We start from the raw sequence: 13808 nt of genomic DNA, 5'->3' as shown, positions 1-13808 counted from the left end.
GGGGTCACCGGGCCTTGGCGTAGCGGAGTTCGAGGCGTCGTACCACCTGCGACAGCGGCAGGGTGATCACCAGGTAGGCGAGGCCGGCCACCAGCAGCGGCGTCGCGTTCACCCGGTCGTTGAGCATGTCCCGACCGAACTTGGTGATCTCGATCGTCTGCGCCGTCACCCCGAGCACGTACGCCAGCGACGAGTCCTTGGTGAGCAGGATGAGCTCGTTCGTCAGTGGCGGGATCACGATCCGGAACGCCTGCGGGATGACGATCGTGCGCATGGCGGTGAAGTGCGACATGCCGAGGGTTCGCGCCGCCTCCATCTGCCCCTTCGGCACGGCCTGGATGCCGGCTCGGATCGTCTCCGCCATGTACGCCGCGGCGGTCAACCCGAGGCCGATCGCGATCGAACCGAACACCCCGCCCGGAATCTCGCGCTCCGGGAAGGCGATCGGGATGCCGTACCCGACGAGGAAGAGCACCAGCAGCGCGGGCAGACCCCGGAACAGCTCGATGTACGCCGTCGCCACCCAGCGGTACGGCGCCACCCGGGACAGGCGCATCAGCGCCAGGATGGTGCCGAACACGAGGCCGAAGGCGAACGCGCCCAGCGTGTAGAGGACGGTGTTGCGCAGCGCGACGGTGATGATCGTCGGGAACATCGACTTGATGATGTCGACGCGGAAGAACGCGTCGGCCAACCTGTCCCAGTCCGCGGCGACGAGCACCGTGGCGATGATGGCGATGAAGACCAGGTACTGGAGCCCGAGGGACAGCCGCTCCCGCTGGCGGCGTCGCAGCTTCACGTTCGCTCGTTGCCTTCCCGGAGGTTACCGACGTCGGAGGGCGCGCGGGACGCGCGCCCTCCGGTACTGCGCGGCGCTCGGCCGCTGTGCGGCTCAGGCGCTCGGCTGCTTGCCGATCCACTTCTCGTAGATCGTGTTGTACGTGCCGTCCTGCTTGGCCTTGGCCAGCACCTCGTTGATCTTCTTGAGCAACTCCGGGTTGGCGGCCTTCTTCACGGGGAAGCCGTACTGCTCGCCGGTGTCGAACTCGGCGGCCACCTCGAACCCGCCCGGGTTCTTCTTCAGGTACTCGGTCCAGACCGGCAGGTCGTTGATGGCGGCCTCGACCTGGCCGTTGGAGACAGCCTGCTGGAGGGCGGCGAGGTCCTCGAACTCGACGAGCTTCAGGCCCTTCTCCGCCTCGAACTTCTTGGCGTAGTCACGACCCGTGGTGGCCGCCTGGATGCCGAGGTTCTTGCCCTTGAGGTCGTCGAGCGACTTGTAGGTCTTGCCAGTCTTCACCAGCATCGCCTGCGTGGCGTCGAAGTAGGGATCGGAGAAGTCGACGACCTTCCGCCGCTCCTCGGTGATGGTCATACCGGCGGCGGCCGCGTCGCACTTGCCGGTGTTGAGGTCCTGGCCGGACTTGATCCCCTCGAACGGGGTGTCGATGATCGTCTGCTCGACGCCGAGTTCCTTGGCGACCAGGTCCATGATCTCGACGTCGAAGCCGGTCACCTTGCCGCTGGCGTCCTTGGACTGGAACGGCGGGTACGGCAGGTGGGTGCAGACGGTCAGCTTGCCCGCCGCGACCAGCTTGACGCCGCTCGCCTGGACCTCGCTGTCGTCCTTCTTCGCGCAACCCGCGGTCAGCGCGAGGGCGGCGACGGCCACGACGAGGCCGGCCTGACGGACGGCGCTTGGGAACCTCACGGCTGTGTCCCTCCGATTCGGCTTCCATTGCACAGAAAGCCAATCTGGTTCATAGACTTTGCGATAAGCGACCGTACCCGATCCGGCGCGTCGCCCCCAGATCACGCCGTGACCGCTCGGCCGACCCGGCCCGGCGACCTCCGCCGGCAAACCCGACACTTGCCCCGCAACGTGCCTCAGCCACCGGTTCCCTCGGCCGCCCCGTCCGGGGTGAGGGCCCCTTCGTGCGGGTCTGTGTCCAGGAACACGTGCTGGTGGCCCTGGCCGGAGTCGACGCTGATCTGGTCGAGCTGGGTCGCCGCGACCGACCAGATCGTCGCGGCCTCGGCCGCCTGCCGCGCGGTGACGTCCAGCAGGGCCGCCCGTTGCGCGGCCGGAACGCCGGCCGCCAGAGCGTAGGCGTCGACGGCCAGCGACGCCTGCTTGACCGCTCCGCGCAACCCTCCGCGCGCCACGTTGGTGGCGGTGGTCCCCGACGGCGGGTCGGCGAACGGCTCCGCCGCCTGGCGCATGACCTCCTGCCACTGGCGTGCCTTCGCCGGATCCGGCACACGTCCGCCGGTCGTCTCCGTCTTGATGGCGGTCAGCACCGGGGCGACCTGGTCGCGGACGCGTCGGGCCGTCTCGATCAGCTCCACGATCTGCTGAGCGTCCCGCTTCGCCTCGTCCTGCTTGATGCTCGCGATGGTCGCCTCGGTCGCGTCCGGACGGCCCAACTGGTAGCCGATCAACCCACCCAGCAACGCGGTGACCAGTGCGATCACGCCCGCGACGGCCACGAAGCGCACTGTGCGCTGGCGGCGCACGTCGGCCTTGTCCAGCTGGTAGGAGGGTCGGCCGGTACGGCGCGCCATCGCATCTCCTCACATCGATGGTGTGGGGCCAAAGATTAGCCGCCCCGCGTGACCTCCGTCGATAGCGAGGACGGCGACAGAGCCCCTAGACCGGGTAGCCCCACTCGGCCAGCGGCTTCTCCAGCACCCGTTCGATCGCGGCGAGCTGCGCCGGGCTGAGTTCGTCCCGGTACGCCTCCGCCCGGCCCACTGTGAAGTCGTACCGGGAGAAGCCCTTCTCGAAGGCTGTCGACCAGCTCAGGCCGAGGAAGTCGAGCATCCGGCCGACCTGCTCGCGCGGCCGCTCGACCAGGTCCTCGTAGCGCACGTCCAGCCACTGGTCGGCCGGGTGACGCAGCCGGGCCTGCGCGAAGGCGTCCATCAGCATCTTCCAGCCCAGCGCGGCGAGCACCTGGAAGGAGCGACCGGACTCGGCCCACTCCTCGCGCAGGTCGGACGGGAGCGGGCCGTAGATCCAGTTGTCCGGTCCGCGCCAGCCGTCCCACCAGCCCATCTGGAGCCACGAGTTGGCCACCGCCCGGCCGTCGCGCACCACGTTGACCACCCGCAGCTCCGGGTACGCGGCGTGCAGCAGGCCGGTCCGCGGCCACCCGGTGAGGTGCTGCACCAACTGCTGACAGCCCTGCCGTGCGATCCGCTCGTCGAAGAAGGCCCGCAGCCGCCGGGCCACGAACGGCGTCAGGTCCTCGGCCACCAGGTCCCGACACGGTCGGGAGAAGCCGGCCAGCACCTGCCGGTCGAGCAGGTGGTACGCCTCCGACGGCGCCACCCGGAACCGGCCCCGCTCCAGCAACCGTCGACTGTACCGCAGCGAGGTCATCCCCGCCGGGCGCGGCGCCGAACGCCGGTAGAGCGCGCCGTTGAACCTGCCCTTGGGGTTGAGCCGGGCCAGTTTGTCGTCCAGACCGGAGACGAAGCCGACAGCGGGATGCCGGGAGAGCACCTCCTGGACCAGTGTCGAACCGCAACGACCGGTGCCCACCACCAGTGAGAGCATCGTTCAGCCTTCCTGCCGGGTGGCGGGTGACGGGGAGACGGTCGGGTCCGCGTTGAAGCGGGCGGCGGGAGAGGTGGCCGCCGGGCGGCGCAACGGGTAGCCGAACCGGGTCAGCGCCACGGCCGTCAGCCCGGTCACCACGGCGTACGCGCGGGTGGGCAGCCCGGTCAGCCACTCGGTGTCGGCGACCACGTCGACCAGCCCGGTGCGGTGCCGCGACGGGTTGCCGGCCACCGAGTGGGTGGGGGCGAGTCGCACCGTGGCCGGTGTCGGAAACGGAAGCTCGTCGGGGCTCGCGCCGACGAAGCCGGCGATCCGGGCGGTGACGCCGGCCGGATCGGCCACGAAGTCCTCGTACCGCACCCGCAGGTAGCGGCCCGGCGCACCACGGCGGTCGCCCCACAGTCGTACCGTCGCGGTGTTCCAGACCAGCCAGAGCAGCGCGGCCTTGCCGACCGGTGGCCGGCTCATCAGCTCGTCGTCCGCGCGTCCGTCCAGCGGGCGTCGGCGACGCCAGGAGTAGGCGGTGGCGCGCGGGTCGCGCACCACGTGCAGGACGAACAGGTCGATGCCGGGCAGGCTGCCGAGCAGGGCCCCGTACGGCGGCAGCTTGGACGAGTCGACGATGACACCGTCCGACCGGCCGGCCAGGGCGTGCTCGGCGATCGAGGCGTAGAGCCGGGCCAACTGCGTGTCGTCGGGGTGGCCCACGACCGGCGGCTGCCCCCGACGCTGGCGGCGCAGCAGTGCGGGCAGCCCGCGCAGCCGCAGCCGCCGGGCCAACCGGGCGGCGATCCCGGCCGGGTCGGCGTCGGTCAGGTCGGCGCGCACCCGGGCCCAGAGCGGGCAGTCAGCCACCGGGGAGCCGCAGCCGCACTGCCGGTTCTCCAGGATGCCGCGCCGCCACAGGTACCGCAGCTCGCCCGCCGCGAAGAAGCCCGGCAACTGTCCCAAAACCGTGGTGACCAGCGTGCTGCCACTGCGACCGCTGCCGGCGAGGTAGAGCACCCGTACCGGGCTCACCGGGCCGCTCCCCCACCGGCGGGCGCCCGGCCGGCCCGCCGCCGCGACGGCAGCGCCTCGGCGGCCTCCGCGTACAGCCCACGGATGCGGTCCAGGTGCTGGTCCGGGGCGAACTGGGCGGCGATCTTCGCCCGGCCGGCCCGGCCCATCCGGTACGCCCGCTCCGGGTCGGCCAGCAGGTCGTTGAGCGCGTCGCCGAGGGCCGTCGGCGCGTCGGCGGCGACGACGTGGCCATCCACCTCGGGCTGGACCAGCTCGGGAAGCCCGCCCAGGTCGGTGGTGACCACGGGCACACCGCAGGCGAACGCCTCCAGCACCGCCATCGGCTGGTTCTCGTGCCATCGGGACGGAACGGCGACCACCGCCGCCGACCGGATCAGCTCGTGCAGGCGCGGCTTGTCGAGGCGGCCGTGGAACCGGACCCGGCCGGGCACCCGCCGCGCGGCGAGCGCCTCCAACTCCGGCCGGGCCGGGCCGTCTCCGGCGACGTCCACGCTGACCCCGTCCGGGAGCGCGCCGGCCGCCTCGATCAGCACGTCGACACCCTTCTCCGGAGCCAGCCGCCCGGCGAAGACGACACCACCGCCGGGCGTCTGCTTGGCCGCGACGCCGGTCAGGTCGACGAAGTGGTTGACCACCCGCAACCGGTCCGGGTAGACGCCGGCGCGGCGCATCACGTCGGCCAGGAACCCGCTCGGGCTCACGAAGAGCTGCACCGGGTCGTACGCGTCGAACTGCCTGTGCAACCAGGACTCGACGGCGAGCAGGCCACTGCGTGACAGCGATCCGTCCTTGCAGCGGCGACGGGCCGCCTGCAACGGGCCACCGGTGACGCATGCCTGGCAGGGGCGGCCCCGGTCCAGCAGTTGGTAGCTCGGGCAGGCGAGCTTGTAGTCGTGCATGGTCAGCACGCACGGCACACCGGCGGCGCGGGCCGCGGCGAGCACCGACGGGGAGAGCTGGTGGTAGATGTTGTGCAGGTGCAGCACGTCCGGCCGAAAGTCGTCGATCACCCGGGTCAGCCCGCGGCGGCTCGTCGGTGACCACAGCATCCGCCCGACGGCCACCGCGCGGGGCCGCACTCCGCTCGGCGCCGGCTCCAACTCCACTTCGGACGGGAACCGCGCGGCGTACGGCAGCGGCGACTCGTTCTCCGGGTGGCTCATCCCGAAGTAGGCGACAGTGTCGCCGGCAGCCCGTTGCAGGTCGGCGAGATCGAGCAGATACCCCTCCGCGCCGCCACGGCGGTAGAGGAACTTGTTCACATGCAGCACGCGCATCGACTCGCCCTGCTCACATCGATCGGGCGAACCGGGCCCGGAGGTGATGACCGGGGTCTGCCCGCCCCGGCCAGGCCCCACGGTATGCAGGGCGGGTCGACGAGTCCAGCTCACGTTTGGCATGTGGCTGAACGGGTGATCTTCGTCTGCCCGTGCGGTCCGCGGCCTGGCCTCCCGCCATGATCTCCCGATAGCCTGGCTGCCGCCGGTCGCACCCGCTCTGGTGCAGGGCCGGGCCGGTGTCCGACGAGGAGGACCGTGGCAGCCGACGACGAGGTCTCCGCGCTCGCGTACACCGCGCGGCGGATCCGGCGGCATCTGCGCTGGGCGCGTACCGAGGGGATCGGACGGCTGATCGAGGAGGACCGCCTCAACCCGGTCGACCGGATCGGCACCGCCCTGGCGAAGCGACGCTGGCGGCGGCGGGCCGGCCGAAGCCCTGGCTCGGCGATGCCGGTCTACCTGGTCGGTCTGCAACGCTCCGGCACGAACATGCTGGTCCGGGGCCTGGACGCCGCCCCCGAGGTCGAGGTCCGCAACGAGAACGACAGCACTGTCTTCCACCGCTTCCAACTGCGCCCGGACCCGGTGCTGACCGCCACCCTCCACCGCAGCCGGCACGCGTACGTCCTGGTCAAGCCGCTCTGCGAGAGCCACCGCGTGGACGAACTGCTGGCCCTGCCGGGGCTGACACCCGGCCGGGCGCTCTGGGTCTACCGCGACGTCGACGACCGGGCCCGCTCCGAGGTCGCCAAGTTCGGTGACGCGAACCTGCGGGCCCTGCGCGCAATCGCCGACGGAAGCATCGGCCGCCGGTGGCAGGGGCAGCGCCTCGACGCCGACACCATCGAGCTGATCCGGGCCCACGACCCGCAGCGGTTGGATCCGCACAGCGGCGCGGCGCTGTTCTGGTACGTCCGCAACTCGCTGTTCTTCCAGCTCGGCCTGGACCGGCGGGCCGACGTGCTGCTCTGCCGCTACGACAGCCTCGTCGCGGAGCCCGCCGCACAGCTGCGACGGCTCTGCGCCTTCCTCGACTTTCCCTACCATCCCCGGCTGCACGCGCACATCGCCCCACGCGCGTCGCACGGCGCGGCAGGTCACCGACGGTTACCGATCGACACGGGCGTCCGGGCCCGCTGCGACCAGCTGACCGACCGGCTCGACAGCGCCGCGGCCGACGCCCGATCCGAGACGACGAAGGCGGTCGACAGTGGCTGAGACCGGAACCCGTACCGCGCCGATCTTCCTGGTCGGCTGCCAGCGGTCGGGCACCACCATGGTGCGCCTCGTCCTGGACTCGCACTCGCGGATCAGCTGCGGCCCGGAGACCCGGTTCCTGCCGGACCTGCGACGGATCGTCGGCCGGGACTGGGAACGACTGGCCCGCTTCGGTTTTCCGCGCGAGGACTGGCTGCGCCGGATCCGGGACTTCTTCGGCGGTGTGCACGCCGACTACGCCGCCGCGCGGGGCAAGACCCGGTGGGCCGACAAGACCCCGCTGTACGCGATGTCGCTCGACTTCGTCACCGAGGTCTTCCCGGACGCCCAGATCGTGCACCTCATCCGGGACGGACGCGACGTGGTGGTCTCGCACCGCAAACGCTTCGGCTACTGGTCCGCTGTGAAGTGCGTGGTGAAGTGGCCGCGCTACATCCGCGCCGCGCGGGCCGTCGGCGCCACCCTGCCGGCGGACCGCTACTACGAGCTGCGGTACGAGCAGGCGGTCAGCGAGCCGGAGAAGGCGATGCGGGGTCTCTTCGAGTTCCTCGGCGAGCCGTGGGAGGACGGCATCCTCGACTACGACAGCAAGCAGCACGACGTGGCCCAGAAGTACACCACCGAGGCGGAGCGACGACGCGCGGCGGTGGGCGACACCGCGCCGATCTACGGTTCCCGGGTGGGCAGCTACCGCCGCGAACTCGACCCGTTTCTCCGCCTGCTGGTCCGGATCTTCTCCGGTCCGACCCTGCGCGCGCTGGGCTACCGGTGACCCGCCCGGGCCGGCTGCGCGCGGTCGCCACCGCCGTCGCCGTCACGCTCCTGCTCACCGCCGGCTGCACCGCCGGCGGCGACGATCCGCCGCCGGCCGCCACCCCCTCCACGACGGCGGCACCCGGCACCACCAGCACCGTCGACGGGGTGAGCAACCCGTTCGGCGCGCACTGGGACTGGTCGCGGTACCAGCAGTTCGAGCCGTACCTGCGCCGGCTCGCCGGTTCGGCGACGTACGAGGAGATTTCCTGGTGCGAGATCGAACGGACCTCGGGGCAGGCCGACTGGGCCGGGCTGGACGAGATCGCCTCGCGCAGCCGAGAGCTGGGCATCACGCTGCACCTCAAGATCCGCACCGGCGTGTGCTGGGCGACCGGTGGCACCGCCCGCTACACCCGGGGCGCGGCGAACAAGACCGAGTCGGCGATGCCCACCGACCTCGGCGCATACCAGCGGTTCGTCCGCTCGGTGGTGCAACGCTACGGCCCGTACGGGGTGCGGGAGTACGCCATCGAGAACGAGGTCAACGCGCCGAGCTACTGGGCCGGCAGCCCCGAGGAGTACGCGCGGCTGGTCCGGGCCGCCGCCGAGACGATCCGCGCGACCGACCCGAAGGCGCGGGTGGTCGACTCCGGCATCAGCAGCGTCGCGTACGGCATGGGTGTCGCCGACCGGCTGGTGCGCGCCGGGCGGATGCCCGAGGCCATCGCCGCCTACCAGGCGTACTTCCAGCGTCGGGTCGGCACCCGGGGGCAGCAGATCCCGGCGGTGACCGGGGAGGCGCAACTACGCCGGGCGCTCGGCACCGAGACCAACACCCGCAGCCTGCGCTTCCTGGCGGTGACCGAGTCGCTGCTGACCGACCGCACCGTCGACGTCCGTCAGGTGCACTTCTACGAGCACTTCAACGGGGTGCCCCCGCTGCTGGACTACCTGCGCGCCACCACACCGCAGGGTGTGCCGATCCAGGCGTGGGAGGTCGGGCAGTTCTGGCGCGACGGCGACGGTGACCCGGCCAGCCGGGCGGCGGAGATGGTCAAGACGGTCACCCTGCTGGTCGCCGGCGGGATCGGCGAGATCAGTTGGCTGCCGTTGGCGTACAACCCGAACAACGCCGCCGGCAGCGAAGTCCGCTACGGCCTGCTCGACCCGGACGGCGCCGAACGGGACGCCGGCCGGATGCTGGCCGCCCTGGCCGACGCGGCCCGGGACGCCACAGTCACCCCGCTGCCCGCCCCGGTGGCCGGCAGACTGCACGGGGTCGCGTTCGTCCGGGGCGGGTCGAGCACGCTGGTGCTCTGGTCGGCGTCGAACACGCCGGTGACAGTGCCGGCCACACCGGGCGGACGGACCGGGGCGGTGGGTTCCCCGCTGGACGCGGCCGGTGGCGGCACGACGGTGACCGACGTCCCCGTCCTGCTCCGCGCCGACCAGCCGGTGGACCGGATCCTCGCCGCCGTGCGCTAGCCAGGTCTGGATGATCTGCTGGCGCGATTCGCGCACCGGTTCAGGCGTCCCCGGCCAGGTCAGTCGCCGACGTCGCTGGTGATCTTGATGGTGGCACCGAGGGTCGGTGCCGCCGTCCTGGCGAGTTCGCCGGCACGGTCCAGATCCGCGCTGTCCGCCACGACGATGCTCACCGCCGGTCCTGTCGCCTGACCACGTCGCAGAGTCGCGCCGACGACGCGGTACCGAGCGACCACCGCGTCGTACGCGGCGATCGCCTCGGCGGGAAAACCGTCGTTGAAATCGGTCTCGACGCGGAGCGAGGGCCGCACGCCGCGCTCCGTGCTGACCTCCAGCGAGGTCACTCTCGAGAGTGGCTGGTGCTGGTCGCCGTCTGCCATCATGTCCTTGAACACCGCCATCGCGCCGGCCTGATTGACCGCGGTGACCTTGATCTCCCAGCGGTCGGTCTTTTCTTTCCAGGGCGCATCCTTGATGTCGCCGTTCACTACCCGATCGTCGTCCGTCAGTGAGTGCCACAGCGCCAGTACCTTGCCGGCGCGGGTCTTGTCCGCGACAACGGTGAAGGTGATGCCGTCCGCCGTGATCCGGCCGGTGGTGTTGTCGTGACCGGCGACGTACTTCCCCAGCTCGGTCACGCGGTCGGCCGAGGTGCCGTCCTTGAGGATCAGCACGCCACTCGCCGTTCCGAGGAAGGGCAGCGTGTTGTTGTCGGTGGTGTCGATTTTGACGACGTCCGGGGTGCCGGCCCACTCTTCCTCGAAGTCCGCGGCGAGTGCCGAGCCCTTGTCGATGGCGCAGCCCGTCAACGAGGTCAGGGCCAGTACGAACGCGATGATCGGTATCGACCACCGCAGGCCGCTTCTTCCCAACGTCGTCTCCTTCAAGGGGGTGACCGGCCAGCGCCGATCAGGCCCAGACCTGGGTTTAGGGGTCGCGACCATTCGAAGGCTGCGGAGCTGTCCGTCGACAGTAAGCAACTTAACCCCCTTGATCAATGCGAGGGCGCACTGGGGCCTCGCGGTGTGCTGCCGAGTGGGTCCTCTCCGTTCACCTCGTGGCGTCCACCACCTGATCGCGCCTGCTCGCCGATCACGGGACTCAACGACGCTCCTCCGCACGTTCAGGTTGGGGTGTCAGCCCTTGTTACGATCTTGGCCGTGCCTACCGAACCCACACCACCGGGGCGGATCCAGCCCGCCCCCGGGTGGCCAGGCGACCAGCGATTCACCGGAAAGGCTCCCGCCGGATTCGGCCCGGCCGGGGCGCCGCCGACCGGTTCCGTCCCGTGGGCGGGAGCCTGGACGGCGGGCAAGTCGGTCAGAAGGACGGCGCTGGTGGTGCTGCTCGGCCTGGCTTTCATCGGGCTGAACACCGCCATCGCGTACGCCACGGTCGGGTCGAAGGCCATTTCAATCGTGACGGGACTCGCCTTCTGCCTGGTCTTCATGGTCGTCGTACGTGTGCTGCACCGAGCGATGTGGCTGTCCCTGCTCGCGTTCCTTCCCGCCCTGTTCGTACTCGTGGGATCGGTGGGACTCGCCCCCGACCTGGCGCTGGAGCAGCGCGGCGTCCGCCAGGAGGTAACCATCGTCGACGCCGAGGTCGCCGGTAAGCGGCACACTTTCGCGCTCCGGGGCGACGATGGTCGGCTCGACGAGCCACTGACCTATCAGGGCAGCAACCCCGGCTACCAAATCGGCGACACCTTGACCGTACTCACCGACCCAGACGGGGTGATCGCGCTCGAGGCGGCCGATCGGGTCGACTCCAGCGGCAACCTGGGGTCGCTGGCCCTCGGTGGCATCGGCTGGACTTTCATCGCACTGCTCGCGGGATGGCGTGGGCACATCCGCCGTCGGGAAGGCCGGTTCGACACCCTGGTGTTATAGCGCGCTGATCCGGCACGAGCAAATGAGCCGCTCTGCACGTTCCGGAAAGGGCAACTTAATTGCCAGGAAGGAGCGCACCGCGATTCCTAGCTGTCGCAGCAGATCGGGTCGGGCACCATGCGGGAGCTGCTAGGGGTCGGGCCAGCCGAGCAGCGTGGCCAAGCGCTCGTTGTGCGGCGCGAAGTGCTCGCTCAGCCGGTCCCGCAGCTCCGGCGTGAGCTGCGAGGGGCCGTGGTCGACGCGACGGGTGTGCCGGGTGAACGCCTCGGGAAGGAAGGCCGGCAGGCCGAGGAAGCGCAGGATGTCGGCGTACGTGCCGGCCGGGTCGGCGTGCAGGTCCTCGGTGCGGGCCAGGTGGATCCGCTCCCGGGGGACATGCGCGAACCACAGTTCCAGCTGCTCGGCGTAACGACCCCGGGCGGCGTACGAGTAATTACGCAACGCCCGGTGCGCAGCGGGGCTGTCCGGGCCGCCCCGCGTCGCCCGGGCCAGCCGCTCCTCCTCCGCGTCGAGGGCGTCGGCGAAGGAGAGCGGCTCGGCGCCGTACGAGCGGGTGTGCAGGTAGTGCGAGTACGCCCGCTGCACCGGGTCACGCAACAGTGCGACGAAGCGGGCCTGCGGCAGGGTCGCCGCGACCCGGGCCGGCACGCTCGGGTGGAAAAGGTAGTAGGGGCTCGCCTCGAACGTACGCTCGCCCGGGGCGAGGCGCGGGAAGTGCCCCCGGTACCACCGCTCCCCCCGACCATGGTGGACGCTGAAGTACTGCAACTCCTTGCCGCTGGCCACCCGGACCTGGGGATGCGTGGCGAGGTGGTGGTACAGCGACGTGGTGCCACAGCGCTGCCCACCGATCACCAGGAAGTCGGGCAACGGGCCGGGCTCTCCCGGCCGGGCCGCGCGCCCCCAGGCCCGCGCCCCGCGTAGCCCCCGGCGCAGCCGGTCGGTGACCTGGCGCCGCACGACGCCGGTCACGAGCGGACCACGGGACGGCCGGCGCCCACGTCGGCACCGTCGGCGGGGTCGGCGGGGCCGGCGGGGCCGGCCGGGGCGCGTCGACCACCTCGGCGGGTCACCGAGCGCAACACCATGACGTCCTCCCGACTGAGCCCGAGGGCGAACACCACGGCGACGTACGCCACCCCGATCGCGGCCAGACCGGCCGCGAGTTGCGCGGTCCCGCCCCCGACCAACCACCGCACACCGAACCCGACTCCCATCGCGACCAACGCCGCGACCAGGCCCTTGACCATGCCCGCCGTCACCGGCACGGTGTGCACCTGCGCGCGCACCTGCCAGACCCGGGCGACGTTCACCGCCGCCAACGACACCGCCCAGGCCACCGCCGCGCCGAGGATGCCGTACGCCGGGATGAGCCAGAGGTTGAGCAGGACGTTGAGCAGCAGGGCGGCGAGGTTGTCCACCATGTTGACCGAGACCCGGCCGGACATGTTCAGCAGCGTGCCGCAGGGCCCGGTGGCGGCGTTCACGAGTTGGCCGAGCGCCAGCACCACTGTCACCGCCGCACCGCCGGCCAGACCGGGCCCGCCGACCAGGCGCAGCAACTGCTCCGGGAAGACCAGCAACGCCACGAAGGCCGGCAGCGACAGCCGGAGCACCCAGCCGGTGGCGACCCGGTAGATCCGGCGTACCTCGTCCAGCCGACCCTGGTGGTAGAGGTGCGCCAGGTGCGGACCGAACGAGGCGTTCACCGGTGCCAGCACGAACACCGCGATCGTGACCAGCCGGGTCGCCACGTGGTAGACGCCGATCGCCTCGGGACCGTAGTCGAAGAAGCCGAGCAGCAGCGCGTCCACCCAGATCAGCCCGGTGGACGACAGCGAGGAGACCCAGCTGACCGTGGAGAACCGGAACAGCTCGCCCGGCCGGTACGCGGGCCGGGCGGCGGGCACCCGGCGCACCATCCGGGCGAGCGCCACGAGGGCGAGCCCGGCCGCGCTCCAGCTCGCCGCCACCAACGCCCAGAACGCGCCGGTCAGGCCCGCCCCGAGGGCGAGCGCCAACGCGGTGAGCGCCAGCCGGGCGGCCGGCTCGTAGACCTGGCCGATGAGCGCATAGGCCCGTTGCGTGCGCCACCCCCGGGTGGCCGCGAGCGCGGCCTCGCAGACGGTGGCGGCGGGCAGGCAGAGCGCCGCCAGCCGCAGCCCGGTGGTGAGCTGCGGGTCGTGCAGGGCGTCGGCGAGCCACGGCGCGCCGACCGCCAGACCGAGGGCGATCACTGTGGACGCCACGGCCGAGATGCCGAGCCCGAGCCGGATCGCGCCCCGGAGGGCGGCCGGGTCGTCGTCGGCGAGGTGCACCGCCACGAACCGGGTCAGCCCGGCCCGGAAACCGGAGAGCGAGAGCAGCCCCAGCAGCGACAGCACGGCGTAGACCTGGGCGTACCGGCCGAGTTCGCGGACACCCAGGACCCGGGCCAGCAACAGCATGACCAGGAAGAGCGCCACCTGGCTGAGCACGGCGCCGCCCAGGTTCAGCACACCGCCGCGGGCCATGCCCCGTACCTGCTGGTCGCCGGCCTCCGGCGCGGCCGGCGACCGGCCGGTCACCTCGCGCACCCGGCGGCCCGTT

Annotated in this window: 13 protein-coding genes; 4 read left to right on the top strand and 9 right to left on the bottom strand. The window is 71.6% G+C overall.

The window, feature by feature from the left end; all coding sequences use genetic code 11:
• Nucleotides 1-4 precede the first annotated feature (4 nt).
• The 6 genes from PSH03_RS13960 to PSH03_RS13935 form a co-directional block, all read right to left on the bottom strand.
• Nucleotides 5-799 carry an amino acid ABC transporter permease gene (locus PSH03_RS13960; protein ID WP_030490316.1) on the bottom strand — a complete coding sequence of 265 codons (795 nt, stop codon included), beginning with the start codon at nucleotides 797-799 and terminating at the stop codon, nucleotides 5-7.
• Nucleotides 800-892: 93 nt separating this feature from the next.
• A complete protein-coding gene (locus PSH03_RS13955; RefSeq protein ID WP_210781158.1) occupies nucleotides 893-1711 on the bottom strand; it encodes a basic amino acid ABC transporter substrate-binding protein in 819 nt (272 codons plus the stop codon).
• 176 nt (nucleotides 1712-1887) lie between these two features.
• Nucleotides 1888-2565, bottom strand: a complete 678-nt coding sequence (locus PSH03_RS13950) for a hypothetical protein (protein WP_238689374.1) — start codon at nucleotides 2563-2565, stop codon at nucleotides 1888-1890.
• A gap of 85 nt (nucleotides 2566-2650) precedes the next feature.
• Nucleotides 2651-3562 carry a sulfotransferase family protein gene (locus tag PSH03_RS13945; RefSeq protein ID WP_238689373.1) on the bottom strand — a complete coding sequence of 304 codons (912 nt, stop codon included), beginning with the start codon at nucleotides 3560-3562 and terminating at the stop codon, nucleotides 2651-2653.
• A gap of 3 nt (nucleotides 3563-3565) precedes the next feature.
• Entirely contained in the window at nucleotides 3566-4585 is a 1020-nt protein-coding gene (locus tag PSH03_RS13940) for a sulfotransferase (RefSeq protein WP_210781161.1), read from the bottom strand.
• Entirely contained in the window at nucleotides 4582-5865 is a 1284-nt protein-coding gene (locus tag PSH03_RS13935; RefSeq protein WP_238689372.1) for a glycosyltransferase, read from the bottom strand. Before PSH03_RS13935 ends, PSH03_RS13940 begins: the two co-directional genes overlap by 4 nt.
• Nucleotides 5866-6123: 258 nt before the next feature.
• Between PSH03_RS13935 and PSH03_RS13930 the strand changes: the two genes are divergently transcribed.
• Genes PSH03_RS13930 through PSH03_RS13920 form a run of 3 tightly spaced genes read left to right on the top strand, consistent with a single transcriptional unit; the run spans nucleotide 6124 to nucleotide 9327 of the window.
• The gene (locus PSH03_RS13930; RefSeq protein ID WP_238689371.1) at nucleotides 6124-7086 is read left to right on the top strand and encodes a sulfotransferase family protein; all 963 of its coding nucleotides are present in this window, start codon (nucleotides 6124-6126) and stop codon (nucleotides 7084-7086) included.
• On the top strand, nucleotides 7079-7858 hold the full coding sequence (locus tag PSH03_RS13925; RefSeq protein ID WP_238689370.1) for a sulfotransferase family protein: 780 nt from the start codon (nucleotides 7079-7081) through the stop codon (nucleotides 7856-7858). Before PSH03_RS13930 ends, PSH03_RS13925 begins: the two co-directional genes overlap by 8 nt.
• On the top strand, nucleotides 7855-9327 hold the full coding sequence (locus tag PSH03_RS13920; RefSeq protein WP_238689369.1) for a hypothetical protein: 1473 nt from the start codon (nucleotides 7855-7857) through the stop codon (nucleotides 9325-9327). The genes PSH03_RS13925 and PSH03_RS13920 overlap by 4 nt, the downstream gene beginning before the upstream one ends.
• Nucleotides 9328-9386: 59 nt before the next feature.
• Here the strand turns inward: PSH03_RS13920 and PSH03_RS13915 are convergent, their stop codons facing one another.
• On the bottom strand, nucleotides 9387-10325 hold the full coding sequence (locus PSH03_RS13915) for a hypothetical protein (protein ID WP_238689368.1): 939 nt from the start codon (nucleotides 10323-10325) through the stop codon (nucleotides 9387-9389).
• A gap of 162 nt (nucleotides 10326-10487) precedes the next feature.
• On the opposite strand from PSH03_RS13915, the gene PSH03_RS13910 reads away from it, so the two are divergent.
• Nucleotides 10488-11219, top strand: coding sequence for a hypothetical protein (locus PSH03_RS13910; protein ID WP_238689367.1), 732 nt, complete (start codon nucleotides 10488-10490; stop codon nucleotides 11217-11219).
• A gap of 129 nt (nucleotides 11220-11348) precedes the next feature.
• Here the strand turns inward: PSH03_RS13910 and PSH03_RS13905 are convergent, their stop codons facing one another.
• Both PSH03_RS13905 and PSH03_RS13900 read right to left on the bottom strand, forming a co-directional pair.
• Nucleotides 11349-12191, bottom strand: a complete 843-nt coding sequence (locus PSH03_RS13905) for a sulfotransferase family protein (protein ID WP_238689366.1) — start codon at nucleotides 12189-12191, stop codon at nucleotides 11349-11351.
• Nucleotides 12188-13795: an oligosaccharide flippase family protein gene (locus tag PSH03_RS13900; protein WP_238689365.1), complete on the bottom strand. Its 1608-nt coding sequence runs from the start codon at nucleotides 13793-13795 to the stop codon at nucleotides 12188-12190. Before PSH03_RS13900 ends, PSH03_RS13905 begins: the two co-directional genes overlap by 4 nt.
• Nucleotides 13796-13808 lie beyond the last annotated feature (13 nt).

Origin of the sequence: Micromonospora salmantinae, assembly GCF_022230905.1 — a bacterium.
In the GTDB taxonomy this organism is placed as follows: Bacteria; Actinomycetota; Actinomycetes; order Mycobacteriales; family Micromonosporaceae; genus Micromonospora; species Micromonospora salmantinae.
This window is presented reverse-complemented; position numbering and strand designations above follow the sequence as displayed.

Bases quoted from the DNA above. Each gene is read 5' to 3' on its own strand.
- PSH03_RS13945 (WP_238689373.1), bottom strand. From the start codon at position 3,562: ATGCTCTCACTGGTGGTGGGCACCGGTCGTTGCGGTTCGACACTGGTC.
- PSH03_RS13950 (WP_238689374.1), bottom strand. From the start codon at position 2,565: ATGGCGCGCCGTACCGGCCGACCCTCCTACCAGCTGGACAAGGCCGAC.
- PSH03_RS13935 (WP_238689372.1), bottom strand. From the start codon at position 5,865: ATGCGCGTGCTGCATGTGAACAAGTTCCTCTACCGCCGTGGCGGCGCG.